The sequence below is a fragment of the Curvibacter cyanobacteriorum genome (assembly GCF_028649475.1).
GTDB classification, from domain to species: Bacteria; Pseudomonadota; Gammaproteobacteria; order Burkholderiales; family Burkholderiaceae_C; genus Curvibacter; species Curvibacter cyanobacteriorum.
This window is the reverse complement of record NZ_JAQSIP010000008.1, coordinates 69,671-95,561: the sequence shown is the minus strand read 5'-3', so window position 1 is coordinate 95,561 and position 25,891 is coordinate 69,671. Positions and strand designations below refer to the sequence as shown.

General features: G+C 68.7%; 24 protein-coding genes. 10 read left to right on the top strand and 14 right to left on the bottom strand.

Annotation, left to right across the window (positions count from 1 at the left end; genetic code table 11):
* Positions 1-99 precede the first annotated feature (99 nt).
* Together PSQ40_RS16410 and PSQ40_RS16405 are read right to left on the bottom strand one after the other, a co-directional pair.
* Positions 100-708 carry a hypothetical protein gene (locus PSQ40_RS16410; protein ID WP_273952946.1) on the bottom strand — a complete coding sequence of 203 codons (609 nt, stop codon included), beginning with the start codon at positions 706-708 and terminating at the stop codon, positions 100-102.
* Between the two features lie 281 nt (positions 709-989).
* The gene (locus PSQ40_RS16405; protein WP_273952945.1) at positions 990-1,637 is read right to left on the bottom strand and encodes a TetR/AcrR family transcriptional regulator; all 648 of its coding nucleotides are present in this window, start codon (positions 1,635-1,637) and stop codon (positions 990-992) included.
* A gap of 90 nt (positions 1,638-1,727) precedes the next feature.
* On the opposite strand from PSQ40_RS16405, the gene PSQ40_RS16400 reads away from it, so the two are divergent.
* From PSQ40_RS16400 to PSQ40_RS16360, 9 genes are all read left to right on the top strand, one after another.
* Positions 1,728-2,195 (top strand): nuclear transport factor 2 family protein, encoded by a 468-nt coding sequence (locus tag PSQ40_RS16400; protein WP_273952943.1) that lies wholly within the window; start codon positions 1,728-1,730, stop codon positions 2,193-2,195.
* Positions 2,196-2,241: 46 nt separating this feature from the next.
* Positions 2,242-3,450 carry a sensor histidine kinase gene (locus PSQ40_RS16395; protein ID WP_273952941.1) on the top strand — a complete coding sequence of 403 codons (1,209 nt, stop codon included), beginning with the start codon at positions 2,242-2,244 and terminating at the stop codon, positions 3,448-3,450.
* Positions 3,447-4,178 (top strand): response regulator, encoded by a 732-nt coding sequence (locus PSQ40_RS16390; RefSeq protein WP_273952939.1) that lies wholly within the window; start codon positions 3,447-3,449, stop codon positions 4,176-4,178. The genes PSQ40_RS16395 and PSQ40_RS16390 overlap by 4 nt, the downstream gene beginning before the upstream one ends.
* Positions 4,179-4,316: 138 nt before the next feature.
* The gene (locus tag PSQ40_RS16385; protein ID WP_273952937.1) at positions 4,317-5,732 is read left to right on the top strand and encodes a CmpA/NrtA family ABC transporter substrate-binding protein; all 1,416 of its coding nucleotides are present in this window, start codon (positions 4,317-4,319) and stop codon (positions 5,730-5,732) included.
* 1 nt (position 5,733) lies between these two features.
* A complete protein-coding gene (ntrB, locus tag PSQ40_RS16380) occupies positions 5,734-6,630 on the top strand; it encodes a nitrate ABC transporter permease (RefSeq protein ID WP_273952936.1) in 897 nt (298 codons plus the stop codon).
* Entirely contained in the window at positions 6,620-7,486 is an 867-nt protein-coding gene (locus PSQ40_RS16375) for an ABC transporter ATP-binding protein (RefSeq protein ID WP_409338608.1), read from the top strand. Before ntrB ends, PSQ40_RS16375 begins: the two co-directional genes overlap by 11 nt.
* A 118-nt stretch (positions 7,487-7,604) precedes the next feature.
* Complete coding sequence (cynS, locus tag PSQ40_RS16370) at positions 7,605-8,048, top strand: cyanase (protein ID WP_273952934.1); 444 nt, start codon at positions 7,605-7,607, stop codon at positions 8,046-8,048.
* Positions 8,049-8,128: 80 nt separating this feature from the next.
* Positions 8,129-9,178 (top strand): RNA methyltransferase, encoded by a 1,050-nt coding sequence (locus tag PSQ40_RS16365; RefSeq protein WP_273952933.1) that lies wholly within the window; start codon positions 8,129-8,131, stop codon positions 9,176-9,178.
* 264 nt (positions 9,179-9,442) lie between these two features.
* Complete coding sequence (locus tag PSQ40_RS16360) at positions 9,443-11,227, top strand: LTA synthase family protein (RefSeq protein WP_273952931.1); 1,785 nt, start codon at positions 9,443-9,445, stop codon at positions 11,225-11,227.
* A gap of 17 nt (positions 11,228-11,244) precedes the next feature.
* Here PSQ40_RS16360 and PSQ40_RS16355 read toward each other — a convergent pair whose 3' ends face one another.
* The 8 genes from PSQ40_RS16355 to PSQ40_RS16320 all read right to left on the bottom strand — a co-directional run bounded on the left by PSQ40_RS16355 (position 11,245) and on the right by PSQ40_RS16320 (position 18,726).
* On the bottom strand, positions 11,245-12,270 hold the full coding sequence (locus PSQ40_RS16355; protein WP_273952930.1) for a hypothetical protein: 1,026 nt from the start codon (positions 12,268-12,270) through the stop codon (positions 11,245-11,247).
* 123 nt (positions 12,271-12,393) lie between these two features.
* Complete coding sequence (locus tag PSQ40_RS16350; RefSeq protein ID WP_273952928.1) at positions 12,394-13,062, bottom strand: histidine phosphatase family protein; 669 nt, start codon at positions 13,060-13,062, stop codon at positions 12,394-12,396.
* A 97-nt stretch (positions 13,063-13,159) separates the two neighbouring features.
* Positions 13,160-14,137: a threonine dehydratase gene (locus tag PSQ40_RS16345; protein ID WP_273952926.1), complete on the bottom strand. Its 978-nt coding sequence runs from the start codon at positions 14,135-14,137 to the stop codon at positions 13,160-13,162.
* Positions 14,138-14,231: 94 nt separating this feature from the next.
* Positions 14,232-14,915 carry a VOC family protein gene (locus tag PSQ40_RS16340; protein WP_273952924.1) on the bottom strand — a complete coding sequence of 228 codons (684 nt, stop codon included), beginning with the start codon at positions 14,913-14,915 and terminating at the stop codon, positions 14,232-14,234.
* Complete coding sequence (locus PSQ40_RS16335) at positions 14,912-15,865, bottom strand: PhzF family phenazine biosynthesis protein (protein ID WP_273952922.1); 954 nt, start codon at positions 15,863-15,865, stop codon at positions 14,912-14,914. Before PSQ40_RS16335 ends, PSQ40_RS16340 begins: the two co-directional genes overlap by 4 nt.
* 106 nt (positions 15,866-15,971) lie before the next feature.
* Complete coding sequence (locus tag PSQ40_RS16330) at positions 15,972-17,168, bottom strand: aminotransferase-like domain-containing protein (RefSeq protein WP_273952920.1); 1,197 nt, start codon at positions 17,166-17,168, stop codon at positions 15,972-15,974.
* Complete coding sequence (locus tag PSQ40_RS16325; RefSeq protein WP_273952918.1) at positions 17,165-18,124, bottom strand: DMT family transporter; 960 nt, start codon at positions 18,122-18,124, stop codon at positions 17,165-17,167. Before PSQ40_RS16325 ends, PSQ40_RS16330 begins: the two co-directional genes overlap by 4 nt.
* Positions 18,121-18,726 (bottom strand): LysE family translocator, encoded by a 606-nt coding sequence (locus PSQ40_RS16320; protein ID WP_273952915.1) that lies wholly within the window; start codon positions 18,724-18,726, stop codon positions 18,121-18,123. The genes PSQ40_RS16325 and PSQ40_RS16320 overlap by 4 nt, the downstream gene beginning before the upstream one ends.
* A gap of 158 nt (positions 18,727-18,884) precedes the next feature.
* Between PSQ40_RS16320 and PSQ40_RS16315 the strand changes: the two genes are divergently transcribed.
* Positions 18,885-20,336, top strand: coding sequence for an aminotransferase-like domain-containing protein (locus PSQ40_RS16315; RefSeq protein WP_273952913.1), 1,452 nt, complete (start codon positions 18,885-18,887; stop codon positions 20,334-20,336).
* 106 nt (positions 20,337-20,442) lie between these two features.
* On the opposite strand, the gene PSQ40_RS16310 is transcribed toward PSQ40_RS16315, so the two are convergent.
* The 4 genes from PSQ40_RS16310 to flgJ are packed head-to-tail and all read right to left on the bottom strand — an operon-like array spanning position 20,443 to position 25,890.
* Positions 20,443-21,693, bottom strand: coding sequence for an HDOD domain-containing protein (locus PSQ40_RS16310; protein ID WP_273952911.1), 1,251 nt, complete (start codon positions 21,691-21,693; stop codon positions 20,443-20,445).
* A 10-nt stretch (positions 21,694-21,703) separates the two neighbouring features.
* Positions 21,704-22,957 (bottom strand): flagellar hook-associated protein FlgL, encoded by a 1,254-nt coding sequence (gene flgL, locus PSQ40_RS16305; RefSeq protein ID WP_273952909.1) that lies wholly within the window; start codon positions 22,955-22,957, stop codon positions 21,704-21,706.
* Between the two features lie 27 nt (positions 22,958-22,984).
* Positions 22,985-24,967, bottom strand: coding sequence for a flagellar hook-associated protein FlgK (gene flgK / locus PSQ40_RS16300; protein WP_273952908.1), 1,983 nt, complete (start codon positions 24,965-24,967; stop codon positions 22,985-22,987).
* Complete coding sequence (flgJ, locus tag PSQ40_RS16295; RefSeq protein ID WP_273952906.1) at positions 24,964-25,890, bottom strand: flagellar assembly peptidoglycan hydrolase FlgJ; 927 nt, start codon at positions 25,888-25,890, stop codon at positions 24,964-24,966. The genes flgK and flgJ overlap by 4 nt, the downstream gene beginning before the upstream one ends.
* Between the last annotated feature and the right edge of the window lies 1 nt (position 25,891).

The following is a 25,891-nucleotide window of genomic DNA, read 5'->3' as shown; positions in this document are numbered from 1 at the left end:
GCCCCTGGGCCGCCCCGGTCTGGTCTGGCCCCCCGGCGCCGGGCCGGGTCTGCGGCCCGACCGTTGGCCGACCGCTGCCGGCCCCTCACCCTGCGGGCCTCACAGGGCCAGCACCTGCGACTTCTTGAGGTCGCCCGTGATGAGCTTCAGGGTGTTCTTGCGCACGTTTTCCAGGTCGCTGGGGTCGGTGGTCTTGGTCTGGGCCGACCAGACCAGCGCACCGTTCGACACCGCGTACAGCACGCCCTGCACATAGGTGCTGGTGCTGGTGTACTGGTAGCCCGGCGTGACCACCATGTCGTTCCAGCCGTAGCCCCAGCTGTCGGTCCAGAAGCCATCGGAGTACTCGGGGGGCACGTACTTTTCGGTCAGTGTGGTGCGGCTCACGCCGGTCATCACCAGGCCGTCGATGCGGTTCTTCTGCAGCATGGCCTGGATCTCCAGCTTGGGCAGGGTGCTGAGGTCGGTGTCGCCAAACAGTTCGTAGGCCGGGGTTGCCCGGGTCACTTCGCTGAGGCTGGTGGTGATGCTCAACTCAATCGAGCGGGCCACGCCGATGTCCTTGTTCTTGGAGAACACCAGCACATGGCGCAGCGGGCGGCTGACGTAGCGCGGGTCGCTCCATTGGTTGACCAGTTGGGTGCTTGAGCAGGCGCTCAGCAGCCAGGGGCTGCAGGCGAGGGTGGCGAGGGCAAGGCGTTTGTTCATCAAGGGGCTCCGGAGCGCACAAGGCGGGTGGTTGAACACAGCTGTCACCCGGTGGGTGACACCCCCGCGCCAAGCGCTGGGCCCGCAGGTCCCGGCATGGGTGGGGGGCTGAACCAATGTAAAACCCGTTCGGCAGCCTGCCGGGCGCCACCGCCGTGAGCATTCGTAAAGGTTGGCAGCGCGCGCAACCCCGGCGGGGGCCCGGCCGGGCCCCCGACCCGGTCAAGCGGTGACTCCAACGGAAGATCTGCGGCCGATCAGACAGCCGATCAGACAACCGATCAGGGGCCCGGTGGACGGCAGTCTTCAAGCGCGTGCAGCACCCGCCGCAAGGCCGCCAAGGCGGGATCGATGGCGCCGCTGTGGGTTTGGGCGCGCACGATGGTGCCGTCGGCAGCCAGCCCGGCCGCCTCGGCCAGGGCCAAGCCCTCGGGGCCGGCGGGCAACAGGCTGGCAATGGCCTGGACCATGTCCTGCTTGTGGGCCGCCGACAGCGCCAGCGCCTCGTGCAGGCCGCCGCCGAGTTCGGCCATCGCGTTGATGAAGGCGCAGCCCCGGAAGCCCGGCGCGTGCAGCCATTCGCTCAGGGCCTCGGCCAGCGGCGCCAGGGGCCGCTGCTGGCGTTCGGCCTCGCTCTGGCGGGCCTGGTGGCGCGCCAGGGCCTCGTTGAACCAGGCCATCCAGCGCGCATGGCGGTGCGCCAGAAAAGCCCGGATCAGGTCGTCCTTGGACGGGAAGTGCCGGTAGAACGTCACCTTGCTCACCCCCGCGGTGGCAATCACCCGGTCCACCCCGGTGGCCCGCAACCCCTCGCGGTAGAACAGGTCATGGGCTGCCGTCAAGATGCGCTCGCGCGCGGGCAGGGCGCTGAGGTCGGGGGGCGTGTCCAGCAGGCTGGAGGGGAGCGAAGGGGCGACATGGTGGGGCATGACGCCATTGTAGACAGATCTGTCTACATGCTCTATATTGGAGGTAGACAGATCTGTCTACTTTGTCCCTCCAACCCCAAGGATGCCCCCATGGAAAGCAAGCCTCCCCTGCCCCCGTTCACCCTGGACAGCGCCATTCAAAAGGTGCGCCTGGCCGAAGACGCCTGGAATTCGCGCGACCCGGCCCGCGTGGCTCAGGTCTACACCGAGGACACGCGCTGGCGCAACCGCGCCGAGTTCCCGGTGGGCCGCGAGCAGGTGCGCGAGTTCTTGGCCCGCAAGTGGGCGCGCGAATTGGACTACCGCCTGATCAAGGAGCTGTGGGCCTTCACGGAACACCGCATCGCGGTGCGCTTTGTGTACGAGTGGCGTGACGATTCGGGCCACTGGTACCGCAGCCACGGCAATGAGAACTGGGAGTTCAACGCCCAGGGGCTCATGCAGCGCCGCTTTGCCAGCATCAACGACCAGCCGATCCAGGCCGAGCAGCGCCTGTTCCATTGGCCGCTGGGGCGCCGCCCCGACGACCACCCGGGCCTCAGCGATCTGGGCCTGTGAGCGGCGCTTGAGCCGCGCCCGGGCACAAGCGTTGCTTGACCCGGGCATGCTTGCCCCCCGCTTCAACATCCCCGCCGGCACCGATGCCCTTTGGCAGCAGCGCCTGAGCTTGCTGCTGGACTCCACCGGCGAGGGCATTTTCGGCATCGACCTGGCGGGCGACTGCGTGTTCATCAACCGGGCCGGTGCGGCCACCCTGGGCTACGAACCGGCCGAGGTCATGGGCTGCAACATGCATGCGCTGACCCACCACAGCCACGCCGACGGCCGCGCCTACCCCGACGACGACTGCCCGATCTTCAACGCCTTCCGCCGCGGCCTGCCCTGCCGCATCGACACCGAGGTGTTCTGGCGCCGCGACGGCACGGCCTTCCCGGTCGAGTATTCGAGCCACCCCATCCTCGAGGGCCACGAGGTGCGCGGGGCGGTGATCACCTTTGTCGACATCAGCAGCCGCAAGCAGGCCGCCGACCGCCTGCAGCAGGCCTACCGCGAGCTGGAGCGCACCAACGACGAGCTGGAGTTGCGCGTGCAGGCCCGCACCCAGGCCCTGAGCGAGGCGCTGGCCCAGTTGCGCGAGCTGGCCGCGTACTCGGAAAAAGTGCGCGAAGACGAGCGCACCCGCATCGCGCGCGAGGTGCACGACGAGCTGGGCAGCCTGCTGGTGGCGCTCAAGATGGACGTCAACTGGCTGCACAAGCGCCTGGCCGAGCAGGGCGACCGCCCGCCCGAGGCGGCCGAAGCCATGCGCGGCCAGATGCGCTGCAAGTGCCAGAACATGAGTCGCCAGATCGAGACCGCGGTCGACAACGTGGGCCGCATCATCACCGACCTGCGCCCCAGCATCCTGGACCACCAGGGCCTGTGGGCCGCGCTCGAATGGCAAGCGCATGAGTTTGGCGAATCGGCCGAACTGGCACTCGATTGGTGCATCGAGGTGCCCGAGGCCCTGAGCCTGCCCGAACCCGCCGCCATGGCGGTGTTCCGCATCTTTCAGGAGATGCTCAGCAACGTTGGCCGCCACGCCCAGGCCCGCGCCGTGGCGGTGCGCATCCAGTGCCGCGACGGCCAGCTCCGCGTGCGGGTGCAGGACGACGGCCGGGGCGCGCCCGCGCAGGCCTTCGAGGCCCCGACCGCCTATGGCGTGATGGGCATGCGCGAGCGCGCCCGCCACCTGGGCGGCACGCTGCAGATCGACAGCGTGCCCGGCCAAGGCACGGGTTTTGAGTTGCAAATTCCGCTGGAGGCGCCATGAACCCCGTGACCGACACCGGCCCGGCCGCCCCGCTGCGCGTGCTGCTGGCCGACGACCACCGCATCGTCCGGGAGGGCCTGAAGCAGGTGTTCTCCGACCCCGCCAACGGCCTGCCCGAGATCCGCGTGGTGGCCGAGGCCACCGGCGGCACCGAGTTGCTGGCGCAGTTGTCGTCCCGGGCGGCCGAGGACCGTCCCCTGGACCTCGACGTGGTGCTGCTCGACATCGCCATGCCAGGGCAGGACGGGCTGGAGCTGCTGCAGTGCCTGCGCCAGCGCTGGCCCGCCTTGCCGGTGCTGATGCTCAGCACCTACCCGGAGCGCCAGTACGCGGTGCGCTGCCTCAAGCTCGGCGCGGCGGGCTACCTCAACAAGAGTGCCGACCCCGACGACATGGTGGCCGCTGTGCGCAAGGTCGCGGCCGGTGGACGTTACCTGAGCCCGGCCACCGCCGAAGCCCTGGCCCAGGCGATGGGGCCCGCCTTGTCGGGCCCCAGACCGCCCCCTGGCGGTGCACCGCTGGGCGTGGCGGCGATCGACAGCCTGTCCCACCGCGAGCACCAGGTGTTCCGCCTGCTCAGCAGTGGGCACAGCGTGAGCCAAATTGGTGCGCAGCTCAAGCTGGCGGTCAACACGGTGAGCACCTACCGCGCCCGCGTGCTCGAGAAAACCGGGGCCCGCAACGATGTGGAGCTGGCCTTGCTGGCCCGTGGCCACCCCCTGGACTGAACATCGGCCGGTCTTTTGTAGGGCCAGCCCTACACGCTGTCGACGTGGCGGCTGCGATTTGCGGGGCCCGCCTGGCCCGGGGGCGAAACTGGCCCGCGGCTTGCGAGAGCGCCGACATCCACTCTTCAAAGGTGAGCCATGTCCGAGTTTTTTTCGCCCTACGATGCCGACCGCCCCCTGATGCTCAAGTGCAGCTGCGGACGCGACCACACGGTGGCCGACCACCAGGCCGAACTGACTGCCGAGTCCGCCGCGGCCACCCTGCGCCAGCGCAGCCTAAGCAGCGAGTTCGAGGCCTACAGCAACGAGTTCATTGAAGCCACCCTGGTCAAGGCCCTGTTCCCACAGGACGCCTTGCGCCGCCGCTTCTTGCGCGCCGTCGGCAAGGGCACGGCCATGGCCGCGATCGGCAGCGTGCTGCCGGTGGCCAGCCTGCAGGCCATGGCCCAAGAGGCCGGCAAGGGCGGCAGCAACCTGGAGAAGAAAGACCTCAAGATCGGCTTCATCCCGATCACCTGTGCCACGCCATTGATCATGGCCCACCCGCTGGGCTTCTACAAACAGCAAGGCCTGAATGTGGAAGTCACCAAGACGGCGGGTTGGGCCCTGATCCGCGACAAGATGATCAACAAGGAGTACGACGCCACGCACTTCCTGAGCCCCATGCCCCTGGCCATCTCGCTGGGCCTGGGCGCCAATGCCACGCCCATGAACGTGGCCACGATCCAGAACGTCAATGGCCAGGCCATCACGCTGAGCCTCAAGCACAAGGACAACCGCGACCCGAAGAACTGGAAGGGCTTCAAGTTCGCCGTGCCCTTCGAGTACAGCATGCACAACTTCCTGTTGCGCTACTACCTGGCCGAGGCCGGGCTGAACCCCGACACCGATGTGCAGATCCGCGTGGTGCCGCCGGCCGAGATGGTGGCCAACCTGCGGGCCGGCAACCTCGACGGCTTCCTCGGCCCCGATCCCTTCAACCAGCGCGCCGTGTTTGAGGAGGTCGGTTTCATCCACCTGCTGACCAAGGACCTCTGGAACGGCCACCCCTGCTGCGCCTTCGGCACCAGCACCGAATTCATCCAGAAGAACCCCAACACCTTTGCCGCGCTGTACCGCGCGGTGCTGACCTCAGCCGCCATGGCGCGCGACCCGAAGAACCGCGAGCTGATCGCCAAGGTGATCGCGCCGCAGGCCTACCTGAACCAGCCCGAGGTGGTGCTCCAGCAGGTGCTGACCGGCAAGTTCGCCGACGGCCTGGGCAACATCCGCACGGTGCCCGACCGCGCCGACTTCGACCCGATGCCGTGGCAGAGCATGGCCGTCTGGATGTTGACTCAGATGCAACGCTGGGGCTACATCAAGGGCGAGGTCAACTACAAGCAGATCGCCGAGAAGGTGTTCTTGCTGACCGATGCCAAGAAGCAAATGAAGGCCTTGGACCAGAAGGTGCCCGACGGCGCGTACCCCAAGTTCACCATCATGGGCAAGGAGTTCGACGCCAGCCAGGCCGCGGCCTATGCCAAGGGTTTCGCGATCAGCAAGGCGGCCTGACATGCCACTCTGGAAGACCCTCGGATTCCGTTCTGCCACGCTGTCGCTGGTGATCTGTGTGGTGCTGATCGGCGCCTGGCGTGCGGCCACCCTGCCCGACGTCAAGCCGCCAAGCCCGGCAGCGGTGCAGGCCCTCAGTGCCGAGCAGATCGAGTACCTCAAGATGATGGGCAAGGACCCCGTGGCCCAGGCCGACGCCCCGGCCAGCGGCAAGACCGGGGGCTTCCCGACGCCCGCCCAGACCGCGGCCACGGCCTGGAAGCTGTTGAGCAACCCCTTCTACGACAACGGGCCCAATGACAAGGGCATCGCGATCCAGTTGGCGCATTCGCTGGGGCGCGTGGCGCTGGGCTTTGGCCTGGCCTGCCTGTTGGCGATCCCGCTGGGTTTTGTGATCGGCATGTCGCCGCTGCTGCGGGGGGCGCTCGACCCCTTCATCCAGGTGCTCAAGCCCATCAGCCCCCTGGCCTGGATGCCGCTGGCGCTCTACACCATCAAGGACTCGTCGGTGTCGGGCATCTTTGTGATCTTCATCTGCTCGGTCTGGCCCATGCTGGTCAACACCGCCTTCGGTGTCGCCTCGGTGAAGCGTGAGTGGCTCAACGTGTCGGCCACGCTGGAGGTCAACCCGCTGCGCCGTGCGCTGAAGGTCATCCTGCCCGCCGCCGCGCCCACCATCCTGACGGGCATGCGCATCAGCATGGGCATTGCCTGGCTGGTCATCGTGGCCGCCGAGATGCTGGTGGGCGGCACCGGCATCGGTTACTTCGTCTGGAATGAGTGGAACAACCTGTCCCTGAGCCATGTGATCTTCGCGATCGGCGTGATCGGCGTGGTGGGCATGTTGCTGGACCTGATGTTTGCGCGTCTGCAGAAAGCCGTGACCTATGTGGAGTGACATGAGCCCGGCCCCTGCGGCCTGGAGCCCCGCCAACCCCCGTCCCAAGGACCCCGCCATGAGCCATGGATTTCTTCAGGTGCAAGCCCTGGGCAAGGCCTACCTGCCCAGCAAGCCGGTGTTCAGCGACGTGTCGTTCTCGCTGGACCGGGGCGAGTTCGTCTGCATCATCGGCCACTCCGGCTGTGGCAAGACCACCATCCTCAACGTGCTCGCGGGGCTGGACCAGGCCAGCAGCGGCCACGCCTTCATGGACGGGCGCGAGATCGCCGGCCCCAGCCTGGAGCGCGGTGTGGTGTTCCAGAGCCACGCCCTCATGCCCTGGCTGACGGTGCGCCAGAACATCGCCTTCGCGGTCAAGTCGCGCTGGCCCGACTGGAGCGCCAGCGCCATCAACGCCCATGTGGAGAAGTTCGTGGCCCTGGTGGGGCTGAGCCCGGCCATCGACAAGAAGCCCTCGCAGCTCTCGGGGGGCATGAAGCAGCGCGTGGGCATTGCGCGCGCCTTCAGCATCCAGCCCAAGATGCTGCTGCTCGACGAGCCGTTCGGCGCGCTCGATGCGCTGACCCGCGGCACCATCCAGGACGAGCTGATGGCCATCGTGCGGCAGACCCAGCAGACCGTGTTCATGATCACCCACGACGTGGACGAAGCCATCCTGCTGGCCGACCGCATCCTGCTCATGAGCAACGGCAGCGAGACCCCCCAGGGCTACCGCCCCGGCGGCCTGGTGGAGGTGGTGAGCAACCCCCTGCCGCGCGAGCGCACCCGGGCCAGCCTGCACCACCTGGACGGCTACTACGAGCTGCGCAACCACATTGTTGATTTCCTGGTCAGCCGCGCCAAGGCGCATTGACCGCCGTTCACCGCCTTTTTCCGCACAGCGCCTGAACACCGGGGCCGGGGCCCCGTGGGGGGAGGCTTGCGCCGATTTTTTGTCCGACCGCTTTGTTTCACACTTCAAAGGAGCCAGCATGAACCGCAACGACGTCACCGAAAAGATCATCTCCACCAAGGTGCTCAAGGGCATCAAATGGGAGGCCGTGGCCAAGAAACTGGGCCAGTCCAAGGAATGGACCACCGCCCTGTGCCTGGGCCAGATGACCGCCACCGCCGAGCAAGCCAAGGTGCTGGGCAAGCTCTTTGGCCTCACCGCCGAAGAGCAGAAATGGCTGCAAGTCGTGCCCTACAAGGGCTCGCTGCCCACGCCGGTGCCCACCGACCCGCTGATCTACCGTTGGTATGAAATCGTCAGCGTCTACGGCAGCACCATCAAGGAGCTGATCCACGAGGAGTTTGGCGACGGCATCATGAGCGCGATCGACTTCAGCATGGACATCCAGCGCCAGCCCGACCCCAAGGGCGACCGCGTCAACGTGGTGCTGTCGGGCAAGTTCCTGCCCTACAAAACCTACTGAGCCCCAGGGCCGCGGCGGGCGGCCGCGGCGCAGGCGTTAAGCTCGGGGCCGTTTTTGTCGCTCCGAATTTGAAGCTGCCCATGCGCATCCAGACCCTCCGCGAACGCCTGCGCGCCCTCGGCGCCCGACCCGCCCACGAGCAGCGGGTGCTGCGCCTGTGGGCCCAGGCCCAGCCGCAGGACCGGGGGCGTCGCCGGCTCGAGGACTTCATGCCCAGCACCCTGCGCGAGGCGCTGCCCGCCCTCAGCGCCGAGCTCGACGGCCTGGCGCGCCTGCAGTCCGAGCACCCGGGCGAGGACGGGTCGGCGCGCCTGCTGGTCACCTTGAGCGATGGTCAGGCGGTGGAGAGCGTGCTGCTGCCGCGCGATGGCCTGTGCGTGTCGACCCAGCTCGGTTGCGCGGTGGGCTGCGTGTTCTGCATGACGGGGCGCGAAGGCCTGCTGCGCCAGTTGGGCAGCGCCGAGATCGTGGCCCAGGTGGCCTTGGCGCGGCGCCTGCGCCCGGTCAAGAAGGTGGTCTTCATGGGCATGGGGGAGCCCGCCCACAACCTGGACAACGTGCTCGAGGCCATCGACCTGCTGGGCACCGAGGGCAACATCGGGCACAAGAACCTGGTGTTCTCGACGGTGGGCGACCCGCGCGCCTTTGAGCGCCTGCCGCAGGGCCGGGTCAAACCCGCGCTGGCGCTGTCGCTGCACACCACGCGCGCCGACCTGCGCGAGCAACTGCTGCCGCGGGCTCCGCGCTTCAGCCCCGAGGCCCTGGTCGAGGCGGGCGAGCACTACGCCCGCTTGACCGGCTACCCGGTGCAGTACCAATGGACGCTGCTGGAGGGCATCAACGACGGCCCGGACGAGCTGGCGGGCATCGTGCGCCTGCTCAAGGGCAAGTACGGCGTGCTCAACATGATCCCCTACAACAGCGTGCCCGACCTGCCGTACCGCCGCCCCAGTTGGGAGCGGGCGGTCGAGATTGCGCGCCAACTGCACCGCCAGGGCGTGCTGACCAAGCTGCGCCAGTCCGCCGGGCAGGACGTGGACGGTGGCTGCGGCCAGCTGCGCGCGCGCAGCCAGCCGGCTGAGCAGCCGGTGCGCTGGGCCGCCCGCGCGACCGGGACAAGCGCCGCCTGAGCCTCGGCGCCCGCCAGACCAGGGGGGCACGGCCTGGGGTGGGGCCGCGGGGTCAGCGCCGCGCCCCGTTCGGCTATTTACATTTACTGACACTAAATCTGAGAAATGTGACACTCAGAAGGGGCTGGCTTGACGACCTCGTCCGAAAATGCGGACAGCGCCTGGGGGGAGTGACCCGGGCGACGAAAAAAAAAGGGGGCGTCAGTGCATCCACCAAAGGGGTCACCCCTTCGTCAATTCTCGGCCCGCCATGCGGGCGTGCTCATGCTGCTCTGGTGCCTGTCCTTGGGCGGGCTGGCCCTGATCCGCGGTGAGCAGATCCATGGCGCTTTTCAGAAAATCGAGGGCTGCGGTTTTCAGTGCATCACCTGGTCAACCCTGGCCAATGACCTCGAGGTCATGGGCCTGCTGTGGTTCTTCCTGCTGATCGGGCGGTGGGGGCACGGCGGCCTGCGCGCCCTGTGCGGGGTGGCTGGCGCGGTGCTGATGGCCGTGTACGCCATCGACATCCTGGTCTACACGGTGCTCAAGCACCGGCTCGATGTGGCCGACATCCTCAAGTACGGCAGCCAGGTCCGCCTCAACGAAAGCGTGGTCATGCCCGCGCTCTACACCCTGACCGGCCTGGCCTGGCTGCTGTCGCTGCTGCTGAGTCAGGCTTTGTTTGCCTTGCTCATGCTGTCGCGGGGTGAGCCGCGCAAGACCTTGCTGGGCCTGTGTTTGCTGCTGCCGGTGGTGGTCTCGGCCGAGAAACTCGCGGCCCGCCCAGCCCACATTTCAAAGAACGTTTTCGAGAGCGTGGTGTCGGCCTTGTTGCCCAATGGCGAGAACCGGGCGTTCAGCCCGGTGTACCACCAGCAATTGGCCGAGGCCCCAGAGCCTGCGCAGCACTGCGTGCCGGGCGATGGGCAGTTTCGGCCGGTGATCTTGCTGGTGGTCGAATCGCTGTCGATGTACCAGAGCCAGGCGCAATCGGGCATCCACGATTACCTGCCAGAGCTGGATCAAATCGCGGCCAAGTACGCTTACTTCGACCAGTTTTATGCCAATGGTTTCACCACCGATGGCGGCTTGATCGCTTTGTTGACCGGGCATTTCCCCTTGCCCAATGTGAACCGCTACAAAAGCGCGCAAGCCTACATGGGCTTTGAGCAGCCCAGTCAGGACGCGTTGGAGCGCCTGGCCGAGGCCGGTGTCCAGAAAGTGTATATCCGCTCTGCCGACCTGGGCTTCATTGGCACGGGCGATTGGCTGCAGCAGATTGGCTTTGACCACGTCGAGGGGCCTGAGCACCCGTTCTACGACGGCCTGCCGCGCGGCTCGTTCAACGACCCGGGCGACGCCGCACTCTACCGGCGCTACCTCAGTTGGCTGGACGAGCAGCCCGCCGAGCGCCGGATTTTCACCGTCATCCAGACCACCACCACGCACCCGCCGTTCACCATCCCCGGCCAGACCGAGAGCGGCGAGGAGCCGGCATTCCGCTACGCCGACCAACAGATCGGCGAGTTCGTGCGCGCGCTCGAGCAGCGGCGGTTCTTTGACACTGGCATCTTGCTGATCACGGGGGACCACCGCAGCATGACCTTCACGCGGCCGCAGGAACTGGAGCGCTTTGGCAAAGAGGCCATGAGCCGCATTCCAGCCGTCCTGGTGGGCGGCGCCGACCTGCCCAGGGGCCGCATCCCGGGGCGCTGGCAGCAGGTGGATTTTTTGCCGTCGCTGTTGGCGGCGTCAGGCCTGGGCTCGTGCACCAGCGACTACCAAGGCCGCTTTCTGGGGCCCCGCCAGCCGGCGCGCTATGTGATGCACGCGCAAGGGGTGGAGCGCGACCGCATCCTGGTGCGCACCCAGAGCGACCCCATGCTGCGCGAGATCCAGATGGCCGGCGATGACACCCAGTGGGTGGGCGAGGGCAAAGCGGTGGGCGACGACGAGGTGGTGGCCGAGGTCAACCGCCAGCGGGCCGTGCGCCCCGATGCCCCCACCGACCTGGGCTCGGGCCTGCTGCGCCTGCACGGCCTGCTGCCCGAGCCTGCCGACCGCTGAGGTTCAGCCCGGCGCACTCACAGGGCAATGTCGCTGCTGCCGGGGCACAGCCAGCGCGCAAACTCGCGCATCGGGGCCCGGGGGCCCAGTTCACCGGCGGGCGCATCCGTGGCCGAGGCGTCCAGGGGCCCAGGCTGGAAGTGCTGAAAACGGCCCTGGCCCAGGTAGATGGACCAGGTGCCCTGGGCGTCCGGCAGGGTGGCTTCCTCTTGCGAGGCCTGACCAAACCACAGCCGGTCGCCCGGCACCGCGAAATGCGGCGGCAGCGGCGCCTGGGGGTGGCCAATTTGCCGCATCAAGCGCTGGTGGACGTCGCAGTTTTGCAGCGGCCGTTGCTCAAACTGCTGCTGCAGTCGCGCGTACAGGGCCGGGTGGTGGCGTTGCAGTTCTTCGGCCAGACCGAGCAGCAGCACCCATTCCGAGGCCCGGTAGCCGCTCAGGTGGTGGCCTGGGTGGTCGCGGCCCGGTTGCAGGGTGGCTTGCAGCGCGGCCACCAGCGACCGGCCGGGGCGCAGGCGCAGTCCGTGGGGCGGGCCCTGCAACCAGTCGTCGGCCGCGTGGCGGGGGGCGTTGGGGTCGGGGTTGAGCCGGGTCTCGCGCGCGGCCCGCACGGTGTTCTGGCGCACCCGGATGGCGGCGGCCCATTCCTCGTGGCTGGGGAAGGCCAACACCTGGGGGCTCAGCAGCATGGCGACCAGGATCTCGCGCGCCAGGTCGTCGGCATGGCGGGTGTCCAGGCCCAGGGTGTGGCACAGGTGGCGGGTGTCGTGTTGGGGGGCCCAATGCTCGGCCAGGGTGGGGCTGAGGGTGATCTGCAGCGCCGGTTCGGGCAGGCCGGTGGCCGGGTGGGGCGCCTGGCGCAAGGCCACGTCGACCAGGCTGGCCAGGCCGTGCTGTTGCAACTGACGCATGCTGGCCCAGTGCACCGCTTGCAGCGACTGCCCGCGCGGGCTGTGCAGCAGCACCCCGCCCAAGGGCGAGGGGGCCGCCTCAGGGGGCGGCGAGGGGTCGAGCGGCATCGAAGCCAGGGGCGCAGCGCACATGGTGTCAGTATCGGCAAGCGGCGCTGCGCCCAGTCCCCGTGAAAACCCGTTTGTCAGGGGCGGACATACCCTGAGCCGATCAACGGCTGCTAAATGGGTGTGATCGGCTGCGTACGGGCGGGTTCAGGCGTGCGTGATCCAGTCCGCGTAGTCCGGTGCGTCGAGGTGCGGCAAGGTGTTGTAGGTCACCAGGCTGTGGCGCTTGGGGGTGAAGTGAAACTCGGTCACCGAGCTGTTGCGGATGCGCAGGTTGAGCTCGATGGTGGTCTCGGGCGCGGTGCCCAGGATGTGGCCCACCGCGGTCGCGATGGGGCCTCCGCTGGAGACCAGCAGCACATGGCCGTCAAAGTGTTGGCGCACATGGTCGAGCGCGCTGCTGACGCCATGCACAAAGTCGTTGTAGCTGGGCATGCCGCGCGGCGTGACCACGCCCGCCATCCACTGCGTGAGGCCGTCGCGCAGCAGGCGGAAGTGGTGGCGGTACAGCTCGGGGGTGTCGGGCTTGGCCAGCGGCATGGGGTGGATGGCCTGGATCACGGCGGCGCTGTCGTACTCATTGAGCCCGGGCCACAGCAGGGGTTGGGCGGGCCAGTCCAGGCCTTTGGCGATGCCCGCCAGGGTTTCCTGGTGGCGCCGCAGGGTCCCGGTCATCACCGCACTGAACTCAATGCCCTTGTGGCGAAAGTACTCGCCCAGGCGCTGGCTCTGTCGGTGCCCGAGTTCGCTCAGGCGGTCGTAGTCGTCGGCTCCAAACGAGGCCTGGCCATGGCGCACAAGGTAGAGGGTTCCCATGGGGCGGATTCTGGCCGCGCCCCTCAGGCCGCACAGTCGCCGGGGCGACCGCTGGGGCGCGGCGCGTCACACGGGTGACGCCGCGGCCCGCCAGGGGTCAGGCCACGGCGGCGCTCAGCACGCCGGCCATCAGCGCCGCGTCCACATTGCCGCCCGACAGGGCCAGGCCCACGGTCAGGCCGCGCAGTTGATCGCGCTCCTGCAAGGCGGCCGCCAGCGCGGCGGCGCCGGCCCCTTCGGCCAGGTTGTGGGTGTCGGTGTAGAGGTGGTGCATGGCACGGGCCACCTCGTCGTCGCTGACCTGCACCAGGTGGTCCAGCCCCTGGGCCAGCACGGGCAGGGCGGCCGCGTCGGCCACGCGGCAGGCCATGCCGTCGGCCAGCACCGTGCTGACCGGGGCTTCGACCACCCGGCCGGCGGCCAGCGAGTCGGCGTAGGTGGTGGCATGGGCGCTGATCACCCCGACAATGCGCGCGCGGTGGCCCAGCGCCTGTTTGGCGGCAATCGCCGAGCAGGCGCCCGAGCCCTGGCCGATCGGCACGTACACCACGTCCAGTGTGGGCACGGCGCGCAAGAACTCCCACCAGTAGGTGCTGACGCCGCGCAGCAAGTCGGTGTGGAAGCTGGGCACCATGTGGGCGCCGCGCTCCGCGGCCCGTTGCAGCGCGTGTTCGCGCGCGGCCTGGAAGTCGTCGCCGTGCTCGATCAGCTGCACGCCCAGCGCGCGCATGGCCGCATTCTTCTCGACCGAGTTGCCTCGCGGCACGACGATGGTGCAGGGCACCCCGTGCTGGCGCGCGGCCCAGCCGATGCTCTGGCCGTGGTTGCCGCGGGTGGCGCTGATCACCTCGCGCGGCAGGTTGCCGCGCTGCGCCAGCTGGTCAAAGTAGGTCAGGCCGCCGCGGATCTTGAAGGCGCCCACCGGCGTGTGGTTCTCGTGTTTGAGCCAGCAGTCGGTGCCCAGGCGCTCGCTCAGCAGGCCCCAGCGGTACTGCGGCGTGGGCGGGAAGGCGCGGTACACCACTTGGGCTGCGGCTTCGATGTCGGACAAGGTGGGCAGGGAGCGCAGGGGCATGGCAGGCTTTCGGTGCGGCGGACGGATGGGTGGACTGGCGTGGGGCGGACTGGCGTGGGCGGACTGGCGTGGGGCGGCAGGCGCTGGGCCGGGTTCAGGTCAGCGACTGCAGGGTCACGCGGCCGCGCGGGCTCAGCAGGGTGGCTTGCAGCTGGGGCGGTCCGGCATGCACTGGCACCGGCAGCGCCAGGGCCTGCAGGGCGGCGTCCAGGGGCGCCGGGTCGGGCAGGGACAGCCGGAAGTCCAGCAGTTCCAGGCCCGCGTCGGGCAGTTGGTCGACCGGGTGCTGGTCGCCCCACTGGATCAGGGTGGGCAGGGTGCCGTCGAGCAGGCGCTGACCGTCGTCGCGCACCGTGATCTGCCAGGACAGCAGGCCGTGCGCGGTCTGGCGCGAGGCGGTCAGCACCGGGCCGCGTTCCAGCCCCAGCGCCTGCCAGGCGCGGCCAGCCCCCTGCACGTCGGGGCAGCGCGCCACCCAGTGTTGCAGGCTGGGGCCGTGTTGGCGCAGCCGGGCTTGCAGCGCCGGCTGGTCGAGGTCGAACCAGCGCTTCAGCGGGGCCGTGCGCTGCGGGGTTTGGCCGGGGTCCACGGCCAGGATCTCCAGGTAGGCCGGTTGGCCGCTGGCGCTGCGCAGGCGCAGCAGGCGGTTGTGCGTGCCCATCAGCGGGTGGGCGCCGCCGGCCGAGGGCGTCACGCCCAGGGTGGCTTCGCACCAGGCCACGCCCTCGTCCAGGGTGTGGGCCAGCACCACCAGGTGGTCGAGGGCGGCGCGGCTCACAGGTCCACCGTGCCTTCGATGCAGGTCACGCTGGCGCCACCCACCCACACCTGCTGCTGCGCGTCGCAGTGGATGTGCACGCGGCCGGCGCGGTCCAGGCAGGTGCCCTGGGCCGCGATGTAGTCGCGCGGGGCGTGGCCGTCGGCGATCAGCCACTGGGCCAGGCTGGCGTTGAGGCTGCCGGTGACCGGGTCTTCCATCACCCCGATCGGGGCGGCAAAGGCGCGCACTTCCAGGCCGGGCGCCGTGGTGTCGTGCACCGGGGACGTGGGGCGCGGGCTTTGGCCAAAGGCGCGGGCCTCGCGGTTGGAGCGCACGATCAGGCCGGTGCGCACCTCGGGGTGTTCGATCGCCACCACGCCGACCTTTTGGCCCAGGGCCTTGAGTTCGAGGTGGTTCGGTTGCAGGGCCAGCACGGTTTGCGGGTGGTCGAGCAACAGGCCCAGCCAGACCGGGCCGTTGTCCAGCACCTGCGCCGCCAGCACCTGCTGGGGCTTCAGACCGAGCGCGCGGGCCACCTGCGACAGCACGGCCGGGCTGGGGTCGCTGCGGGTCAGCGCCGGGGCGGCAAAGGCCAGGCGCTGCTGGGCGCCCTGGCCTTCGCGGCGAATGCGCACCAGGCCGACCCGGCATTCCTGCACCACCTCGTCAGCGCGTTGCGGCTGGCCGCCGTGGCGCAACCAGGCGTGGCAGCTGCCCAGCGTGGGGTGACCGGCAAAAGGCAGCTCGCCGCCCGGCGTGAAGATGCGCACCTGGTAGTCGGCGCCCTGGGCGCGGGCGGCCTCGCTGGGGGGCAGCAAAAAGGTGGTTTCGGACAGGTTGGTCCAGCGCGCGAAGCGTTGCATGGCCTCGTCATCGAGGCCGCGGCCGTCCAACACCACGGCCAAGGGGTTGCCGTAGCCGGCGGTTTCGGTGAAGACGTCGATCTGTTGAAAAGGGCGTTGGCTCATGGGCGGTCTCACAAGGGGCAGGGCCCTCTGCAGGGCGGGGACAGAAGAGCGGCACCCGCCCCGGACGGGGGCGGGCGCCACTCGGCGGCCAGCGGCCGTTTGGGACTCAGGCCAGGGCTTGGCGCAGGGTCTTGGCCAGGGCCGCGATGCCGATGTTGATCTGCTCGACGCTGGCCGTCACAAAGGACAGGCGCAGGGTGCGCGGGTCGCCGCCGTCGGCATAGAACGGCGCGCCGGGCACGAAGGCGACGTTGTTCTCGACCGCCATCGGCAGCAGCTTGACGCTGTCCAGGCCGGCCGGCAGGCGCAGCCACAGGAACATGCCACCCACCGGGCGGTTCCACTCGACACCCAGGCCTTCGAATTCGCGCGACAGGGCCGCCAGCATGGCTTCGCACTGGGCCTTGTACAGGGCGCGGATCTTGGGCACATGGGTGTCCAGGAAGCCGTCCTTGATCACCTCGGCCACCATGCGCTGGTTGAAGGTGGGGGTGTGCAGGTCGGCGGCTTGCTTGGCCTGCAGCAGCTTGGGGTACAGCGACTTCGGCGCCACCAAGTAGCCCAGGCGCAGGCCGGGGGCCAGCACCTTGGAGAAGGAGCCCAGGTACAGGGTGTTGTCGGGCGCGCGGGCGGCCAGCGGGGCCGGCGGCGGGGCGTCAAACCACAGGTCGCCGTAGGGGTTGTCTTCGATCACCGGCAGGCCGGCAGCCAGGGCGCGCTCGGCCAGGGCCTGGCGGCGCGCATCGCTCATGGTGCGGCCGGTCGGGTTCTGGAAGTTGGGCAGCAGGTAGACAAAGCGGGCGCGGTCGGCCGCGCTGCCATTGCCAGCGGCCTGGCGGGCCAGGTCGTCCGGGTCCGGGCCTTCGGCGTCGCAGGCGATGTTGGCCACGCGCGGCTCCATCGGCGTGAAGGCTTGCAGGGCGCCCAGGTAGGTGGGGGTTTCGACCAGGATGCGGCTGTCGCGGTCGATCAGCACCTTGGCCACCAGGTCCAGGCCCTGCTGGCTGCCGGTGGTGATCAGCACCTGGTCGGGGCTGACGTCCCAGGGCAATTGCTGGGCGATGAACTCACGCAGCACCGGCAGACCTTCGCTGGAGGCGTACTGCAGCGCGGCCGCGCCGTCTTCGCGCAGCACCTTGGCGCTGGCGGCGGCAAAGGCCTCGATCGGGAAGGTCTTGGGCGACGGCAAACCCCCGGCAAAGCTGATGATGCCGGGCTTCTCCGTGACCTTCAGGATCTCGCGGATGGCCGACGGGTTCATCTTGTGGGCGCGTTCAGCCAGCGTCCATTGGGGGGTGCTCATGGGGCGTTTCCTTTCGAATTCAGGGAGGTCAAACTGAGATTGTCCGTCTTTGCGGGGCTGCCCACCGGCGCCTTGCGCCCGGCAAACACCGTGGCCACCACGGCACAGGCAAACAGCACGGTGGCCAGGTCCAGCTGTTCGCCCAGCAGCGGCACGGCAAACAGCATGGACAAAAAGGGTTGCAGCAGCTGCACCTGGCTCACCCGCACGGTGCCGCCCAGGGCCAGCCCGCGGTACCAGGCAAAGAAGCCCAGCCACATCGAGCCCACCGCCACGTAGGCAAAAGCCCCCCAGGCCGACAGGGGCATGGCGCTGGTGGGGCGGCTGTCCCAGGCCAGTGGCGCGCTCAGCGGCAGGCTCAGCAGCAGGGCCCAGCAGATCACATGTTCGGCCGGCATCTCGCGCGACAGGCGCCCGCCGTAGGCGTAGCCCACCGCCGCGCAGGCCATGGCCAGCAGCAACAGGCCGTCGGCCGCCTGCAAGCCCAGGCCGCTGCCGCCCGCATGCGTCAGCGCAAAGCCCACCACCAGGGCGCTGCCGACGCCGGCCCAGGCCCAGAACTGCCACGACGGGCGCTGCCGGTGCAGCACGGCGCCCACCGCCGCCGTGGCCAGCGGCAGCACGCCGACGATCACGCTCGCGTGCATGGCCTCGACATGGCGCATGGCGATCGAGGTGAACAGGGGGAAGCCGAACACCACGCCCAGCGAGGTCAGCAGCAGCGGCCCCCATTGGGCACGCTGTGGCCAGCGCGCGCGGGTCGCCAGCAGGTACAGCGCGGACAGGCCGGCGGCCACCACCGCCCGCCCCATGGCCAGGAACTGACCCGACATCAGCGGGGCGTCGGGCTGGCCCACGGCCAGGCGGGTCATGGGCAGGGTCAGCGCGAAGATGGCCACGCCCAGGGCGCCCAGCCACAGGCCGCGGCGCAGCTCGTTGGGGCTGGTGCGGTTCACAGCGCGCTCCACAGCAGCCAGGCGGCGGTCAGGGCCAGTGCGCTGGCCATCGTGCGGTTGAACACCAGCAGGCGCTGGCCCTGGGCCAGCCATTGGCGCAGCAGCGAGCCCACCAGGGCGTAAGCCAGGTTGCTGGTGAAGGCAAAGAACACCATCACCGGCAAGATGATCAGAAAGCGCTGCAGCGGGTCGGCCTGGCCCGCCACAAAGGCCGCCACGATGGACAGGGCCAGCATCCAGGCCTTGATGTTGAGGAACTGCAGCAGCACCCCTTTGCCGAAGGTGACGTTCAGGCGCGAGGCGTCGGCCTGGGCCAGTTGGCGGCTGTTGGCCAGGCGCGCGGCCAGCCACAGCAGGTAGGCCATGCCGGCCAGCAAGATGCCCCAGCGCAGCACCGGCACGGCCAGGATCAGGGCCCCCGCGCCGGCCGAGCAAAACGCCAGCAGCAGCGACCAGCCCACCGGCACCGCGCAGACGAAACCCATCGCCCGGCGCAGACCGAAGTTGGCCGCCAGGGCCGTCGACAGCGTGGTGTTGGGCCCCGGGGTGAAGCTGCTGGCGGTGGCCAGGATCAGCAGGGCGGAGAGTTCTTGCCAATTCATGGCAGTCACTTTATAGTTTTTCACCAGCACAGAACCAGTACAGTTTTTCTGACGTTTGAAGAATCTGTATTGGTCGTTTCATCAGCACAGTTGCCCGCACAGCAGCCCAGCGGCGCTGGCCGGCGCTGGTCGGCGCCGCCGACCTGAAAGTTCATCGCATGCTCACCCGCCACGCCACTCAGTCCCTGACCGAACAACTGGCCGAGCGCTTTGCCGAGCGCATCCGCGCCCGCCTGCTGGCCCCCGGCACCCGCCTGCCTTCGGTGCGCGAATGCGCGCGCCAGCAAGGCGTGAGCGCCTACACCGTGGTGGCGGCCTACGACCAGTTGCTGGCACAAGGCCTGGTGGAGGCGCGGCGCCAGCGCGGTTTCTTTGTGCGCGACCTGAGCACGCGGGCCCCAGTGGCCGAGGCGCTGTCCCGCACCAGCACCGGCGCCAGCGCGGCGGCGGCCTCGGTGCTGGGTGAGAGCCCCTTGCCCTCGGGCTCGCATGTGAACGCGGCCGCGCTGATCCGGGGCATGTTCCACCAGGCATCGACCAAACCCCAGCCCGGCTCTGGGGTGTTGCCGCCCGACTGGCTGGAGACCACCTTCATGCCCGCGGCCGTGCGCAAGGTGACCAGCACACGCGCGCTGCAAGACAGTTCCTTGCGCTACGGCGACCCGATGGGCGATGCCGAGTTGCGCCGGGTGCTGGCGCAGCGCCTGGCGGCCATCAACATCACCGCGGTGCCGCAGCAGATCATCACCACCGTGGGGGCCACGCATGCGCTGGACATCGTCAGCCGCACCCTGCTCAAGCCCGGTGACCCGGTGATGGTCGAAGAGCCCGGCTGGTCGGTCGAGTTCGCGCGGCTCGACGCGCTGGGCATGAAGATCCTGCCCGTGCCGCGCCATGCCGACGGGCCCGATCTGGCGGTGATGCAGCGCTATTGCGAGGTGCACGCCCCCAAGCTGTTTGTCAGTGTCAGCGTGTTCCACAACCCCACCGGTTACTGCCTGACGCCGGGCAGCGCGCACCGCGTGCTGCAACTGGCGGCCAAGCACGACTTCTATGTGGTGGAGGACGACACCTACGGCCACATCGCGCCCGAGCACGCCACCCGCCTCACGGTGCTCGATGGCTTGCAGCGCAGCATCTATGTGAGTGGTTTCGCCAAGATCCTGGCCCCCAACTGGCGGGTGGGGTTCCTGGTGGCGCCGCCCCGCCTGGTGGAGCCCTTGCTGGACACCAAGCTGCTGGCCACGCTGACCACCCCTTCACTGCTGGAGAAAGCCCTGGCCCTGTGCATCGAGCAGGGCCAGTTGCGGCGCCATGCCGAGCGCGTGCGCACGCGGCTCGAGGCGGCCCGGGTGCGCAGCGTCAAGCTCGCGCAGCAGGCGGGCTGCAACTTCGCGGCCGAACCGGCCGGGCTGTTTGGCTGGGTCGACACCGGCGTGGACACCGATGTGCTGGCCCAGCGCATGCTGGACCAGGGTTACCTGCTGGCGCCGGGCGCCTTGTTCCATGCGCGCCGCCAGCCCAGCACGCTGATGCGCATCAACTTCGCCACCACGCAGGACGCGGCGTTCTGGAAGCTGTTGGCCCAGGTGCTGCGCGACAGCCGCTGAGGCCGCAGGCGCTGGCCGGCGGACCGCGGGCGTGTCAGGCGTGCGGTCTTGCCGTCTTGCAGGCGTCCAAGTGACCGGGTGACCGGGTGAGCAAGTGACCGGGCGCTCAGGCGGTCGTTGGTGGGGCGGGCGTGACGCGCTGGCTGCACAGCATGTGCAGCAGGGCGCGGTTGAGCGACTCGGTGTCGAACTCATGCGCCTCGCGCAGCGTGCGGATCGCGGCCATGTCCCCCTCGCCCAGGGCGCGGGCCAGGTCCAGCGCGGCGGCATAGGGGCCGGAGTGGGTGACGTTGGCCGAGTAAATGCGGTCCGACAGCGGCAGCCGGTGCAGGAGGGTGCCCAGGGGCTCGCCGAGCAGCAGGTCGAGCTGCGAGAACAAGCCGCACAGGTAGACCTCGCGGCGCAGGTCTTCTTCGACGCCCGCGTCCAGGATGTGTTCCATCAGGCGCGCGCGCAGCACCATGCCCATGCGCACCGGTTGCAGGTCGGGGTCGGTGCTGGCGCTGGGCAACAGACCCACCAGCCATTTCTCGAGCTGGGTGTAGCCCATCATCATGAGGCCATGGCGCAGCGACTCGATGCCGGTGCGCAGGCCCAGCGCGGCCGAGTTGGCCAGCGTCAGGAAGCGGTAGCAGAGCAGCGGTTCCTCGCTGAGGATGTCCTCCAGCAGGTCCATGGATTCGTCGCGCACGATGGCGCGCAGCAGGCGCTCCAGCACGGCGCGCGACGGCGGCAGTTCGCGCAGCCGGTGGGCGTAGAGCACGTCCTCGACAGGCCAGCCCAACACGGCGTGGGCGTGTTTGTGGTCCAGGCAATGGCCGACCAGGGCCGCACTGGCCAGGTCTTCGTAACTGTGGGCCGGCAGGATGGGGCTGCGCAGGAAGGCCGTCGAGGGGGCGTTCGGAAAGCGTTTTTGCTGCGCCGCCGCTTGCAGGGCCTCGACCGCGTCCTCGGGTTCGAGGCTCAACAGCCCGTGCTGGAAGGGGCGGCTCGGGTCAGAGCGGGGCAGGTCGCGCAGGCGGCCGCGCCAGACCAGGGGCGCGCCGCGCTGGTGGGCGGCTTGCACCTGTTGCAGCAGCACCGGGTGCTGCAGCCAGTCGCCAGGTACGCTGATGTGGGGGGCCTCAGGGCCTGCGTGGGCCAGCAGGTCGGACAGCAGCTCGGGGTGGTCGCAGCTCAGCAGCAGGGGCGGGGCGTCGGCGTGCCAGAGTTCGTCCAGGGTGCGCAGCAGGTGGGGCGCATCCACCCGGCAGGCCGGCTCGGCGGCCACCTGCAGCAAGATGCCACTCAGTTCGCGGTTGCGCCCCCACAAAGGGCGGTACGCCAGGGTGAGGCTGCCCAGGACCGATTGAACCATGCGATGTGTGCTACTTCAGGAAGTCAAACAGATTCATGCTCTGAATTTGGGCATAGGACTTCAGAGCCGCCTGGTAGGCCGTGCTCTGATTCTGGAAGTCCGAGATCCCCTGAAGCATATCCAGATCTTCGGCTCTTGAGCGATCTCCTTCCAGCCGCACCGCTTTGCTTTGCTGGTTGGAGTCGATCACATCGGCGTTGTTCAGGTAGTCGCCGGCCAGGCCGCGCGCCGACTGGATCGAGACAAACGCGTAGTCCAGCGAGCTGATGGCGGTGGTCACGGCGGCGGTGCGGGTGACGTTGTCGGCCGCCTTGCTGATGTCGTTGATGGCACTGTCCATGACATCGAAGATGGTCGCCTTGGGTTTGGCCACGAACACATCGCCCACGGCTGGCGTGCCGGTGATGGTCATCGACAGGTCGTTGTTGCCGGGGCCGCCGAACGAGGCGGTGGTGCCCGACAAGCTCAGCGCCACCGGGGCCGCGGACGGGTCGTTGAGGTCGGTCACCTCGTAGTTGGTGGCCGAGGTGAACTTGATCTGGTAGGCGTGGCCTGCCGATGGGTTCAGGCCGGAGGTGGCGCTGACCACCACGTTGCTGGCCGTGGCCGAGCCGGTGTTGTTGGTGCCAGCGCCGACATAGAAGGTGCCCGTACCGGCGGCGCTCACGCCGGGGTTGGCGCTGTTGCCGTTGCTGTTCAGGCTGGCAAACGCGGCGCGCCCGTCGATGGTGTTGGGGATGGTGACGTCGGTGCCGGTCTGTTGGCCCGGGATGCCCGTGAACACCACGCCGCTGCTGACCGTGCCCTCCGAGAACGGGGCCACGGTGCTGCCGAGACCGCCGAACAGCGCCTGGCCGTTGGCGTCGGTGGTGTTGGCGTAGCTCAGGATCTGGTTGCGCAGGGTCTTGAGCTGCTGGGTGATGGTGCCCAGGTCGCTCGGGGTGTTGGCGCCGTTGCCGGCCTGCACCACCAGCTCACGGAAGGACTGGATGGCGTCGCTGGTTTGACCCAGCACGGTTTCGGCGTGCGCCATGTTGTCTTTTTGCAATGACAGGGCACGCTGCTGGATGGTGACCTGTGCCGAGCGTGTGATGGCGCGTTCGGCCTGGGCGGCCGCTGTGGGGTCGTCGCTGGGCTTGAGCACGCGCTTGCCCGAAGTCAGGTTGTTCTGCAGCTCGGTCAGGCCGGCGTGGCGACCACCGATGTTGGTGATGGCGGTGGCGTAGGCATCGGCGGATCCGACGCGGGCAAAGTAGCTGGACATGGTGTCTACCTTTCAGGGCCGGGGCGCTCAGCGCATGGTCTGCAGCAAGGTGTCGAAGATGGACTGCGCGGTCTGAATGATCTTGGCCGAGGCCTGGTAGGCCTGTTGGAACTGCAGCAGGTGGGCGGCTTCTTCGTCGAGGTTGACCCCCGACACCGAGGTGCGGGCGGCTTCGGCGTTGTTGGCGATCGAGCTCGACACATCGGCCGCGTACTGCGCGCTCTGCGAGCGCACACCGATCTGGGCCATCAGCGCCGCGTAGGTGTCGGACAGCGGGGTCTTGTCGTAGGTCGGCTTGGTGCTCAGGTTGTAGAGCGACTTGGCGTTGCCGCCGTCTTTCTTCTGGGCCGCCAGATCGGTGGCGGTCGAGGGGCGCACCACCACCACCGAGTCACCCGCTTTGGGCGTGCCCGTGAGGGTCAAGGTCCAGCCCTGGCTGGCCGCATCGCCCGAGGGCGGAATCGCCTGGCCAGGGGTGTAGGTGTAGGTGGTGGCCGACATCAGCGCGCCGGTGCTGGGGTTGACCAACTGGTACTGGCTGCTCGAGACGAACTTCACCGCCATCGGCGAGTTGGTGTGCACCGAGGCCTGGTAGCCCAGCGGGCTGCCGGTGGGCACGGCGGGGTCGGCCTTGAGGCTGCCGATGGTCATCGTGCCGGTGTTCTGGGTGCCCAGCGTGGCTTGCACCGGGTTGGCCACGGCCAGCGCCGACGGCGAGGCGATGGCCACCTGGATTTGCTGGGCCGCCTGGTCGTAGGGGCGCAGCATGAAGGTGTCGCCGTTGGCCGGGGTGCCGGTGCCGGCCTGGATGGTCAGGCCATCGATGGTGATCGGCAGGGTGGTGGCCGGGGCCGGGGTCACGTTGGCGTTGTCCGACAGCCGGGTGACCGAGCTGATCACCCCGCCGGCGCCGAAGGTGAGCTTGTAGTCCGACAGCTGCAACTGGCTGTCGTTGGCCACGAAGGCATTGACGGTGGCGGTGGAGTTGCCGGTGGCTGCAATGGCGCTGATGCCGATCGGGTTGAACAGGTTGGTGCCTGCGTTGCCGTTGAGGTCGACCCCCGCGACGTGCTGGGTGTTCATCTCGGTGGTGACGGCCAGCGCCATGCGGCCGAGCAGGTTGCGTGCCTCGGCCAGGTCGGTGTTGTGGAAGCGCAGCAGGCCGATGACCTCGCCACCGCTGAGGCTGTTTTCGTCGATCTCGGTGACCTGACCCCCCGACTGGGTGATCTTCAGCTTCAGCGTGTTCTGGTCGCCGGGGTAGTTGGTCGGCTGCGAAAAGCTCACCGTGGCTGACTTGGAGCCCAGCACCAGCGGCTGGTTGGCCAGGAACACGTTGAGCGAACCATCGTCGGCCGGCACCGTGGTGGTCTGCACCTTCTGGTTGAGCTGGTTCAGCATGCTGTCGCGCTTGTCCAGCAGGTCGTTGGGCGGCTGCCCCGAGCTGAGGGCGAAGGCGATCTGGGCGTTCAGGCTGGCCAGCTGCTCGGCCATGGCGTTGATGACGGTTTCGTCGTCGCGCAGTTGCAGCTGGGCGTTCTGTTGCAGGTCGCTGAGCTGGTTGCTGGCGCTCTTGAAGCGGGCTGCCATTTCCTGCGTCTGCGTGATGGCCACGGTGCGCGCGGTCAGGTCGCTGGGCGCGTTGGCCACATCGGAAAACGCGTTGATGGTGTTGTTGATGGCCTGGCCCAGGCCATTGGTGCCACCCACGAAGATGTCTTCCATCTGCGCCACCTTCTCAGCCCGCGTCACGTCCAGCGCCTTGATCGAGGCGGTGGCCGTGGCCTGCTTGGCCAGGAACTGGTCGTAGATGCGCTGCACGGTCGAGACTTCGACGCCCTTGCCGATGTAGCCACTGCCCGTGAACTCGCCCTGCACGGCGCTCAACACGGCGGTCTGGCGCGAGTAGCCGGCGGTGTTGACGTTGGAGATGTTGTTGCCGGTGACCTGCAGGGCCACCTGGTTGGACATCAGGGCGCGGGCGCCCAGGTTGAGCAGGCCGCCACTCATGCGACACCTCGCCACGGTTGGTTGCGCTGCAGCTGCTGCGTGGTGCTGATGGCCCGGCTCAGCTTGCTGGCATACGCCGGGTCGGTGGCGTAGCCGGCGCGTTGCAGCTCATTGGCAAAGGCCACCACCGAGCCGGTCTGCTGGCGGGCGTTGGCGTAGCGCGGGCTTTGGTTGATCAGCTTGGCGTAGTCCTGGAACGACTGTTCGTAGGAGTCGTAGGCGCGGAACTTGGCCACCGTTTTCTTGGGCTCGCCATTCACGTATTCGGTGGTGGTGACTTCGGCCACCTTGCCGGTCCAGCCGGGGCCGGCCTTGATGCCGAACAGGTTGTACGAGGGGGTGCCGTTGGCGTTCTTGATCTCGTGCTTGCCCCAGCCGGTCTCGTGGCCGGCCTGGCCCAGCATGAAGCTGGCGGGGATGCCGCTTTGCTGTTCGACCTTGGCGGCGGCCTGCTCCAGGCGCTGCACAAAGCCGGCCTGCGTGGCGGTGGTCTTGAGGGGCTTGCCACCATTGAGTTCGCTGGTGCTGGGCAGGGCGGGCAGCTTGGGCGCGGCCGGCAGCCGGTTGCCCAGCGACAAGGTGCTGGGGGTCTCAAAGGCCGGGGTCTCGGCCACCCCCATCTGGCGCGACAGCTGCTTGGCGATCAGGTCCGACAGGCCGCCTGGCTTGCCCGACATCTGCACCGAGAACTGCTGGTCCAGCATGTCGTAGCCCAGGTTCTCCTGCGCGCTGTCGAGCATGCCGGACTTCACGGTGGCCTCGCGCATGCTCTTGAGCATCTCGCGCATGAACAGCGACTCGAACTGCTTGGCCGCCTCCTGGATGGCTGCCGGGTCCTTGTTGCCCGCTTGCAGCTTGAGCGCGTTCAGCGAACGCGCGTCGGCCGTCAGCTGGTTGTTGCTGTTGAGCGGTGTGAGGGCCATG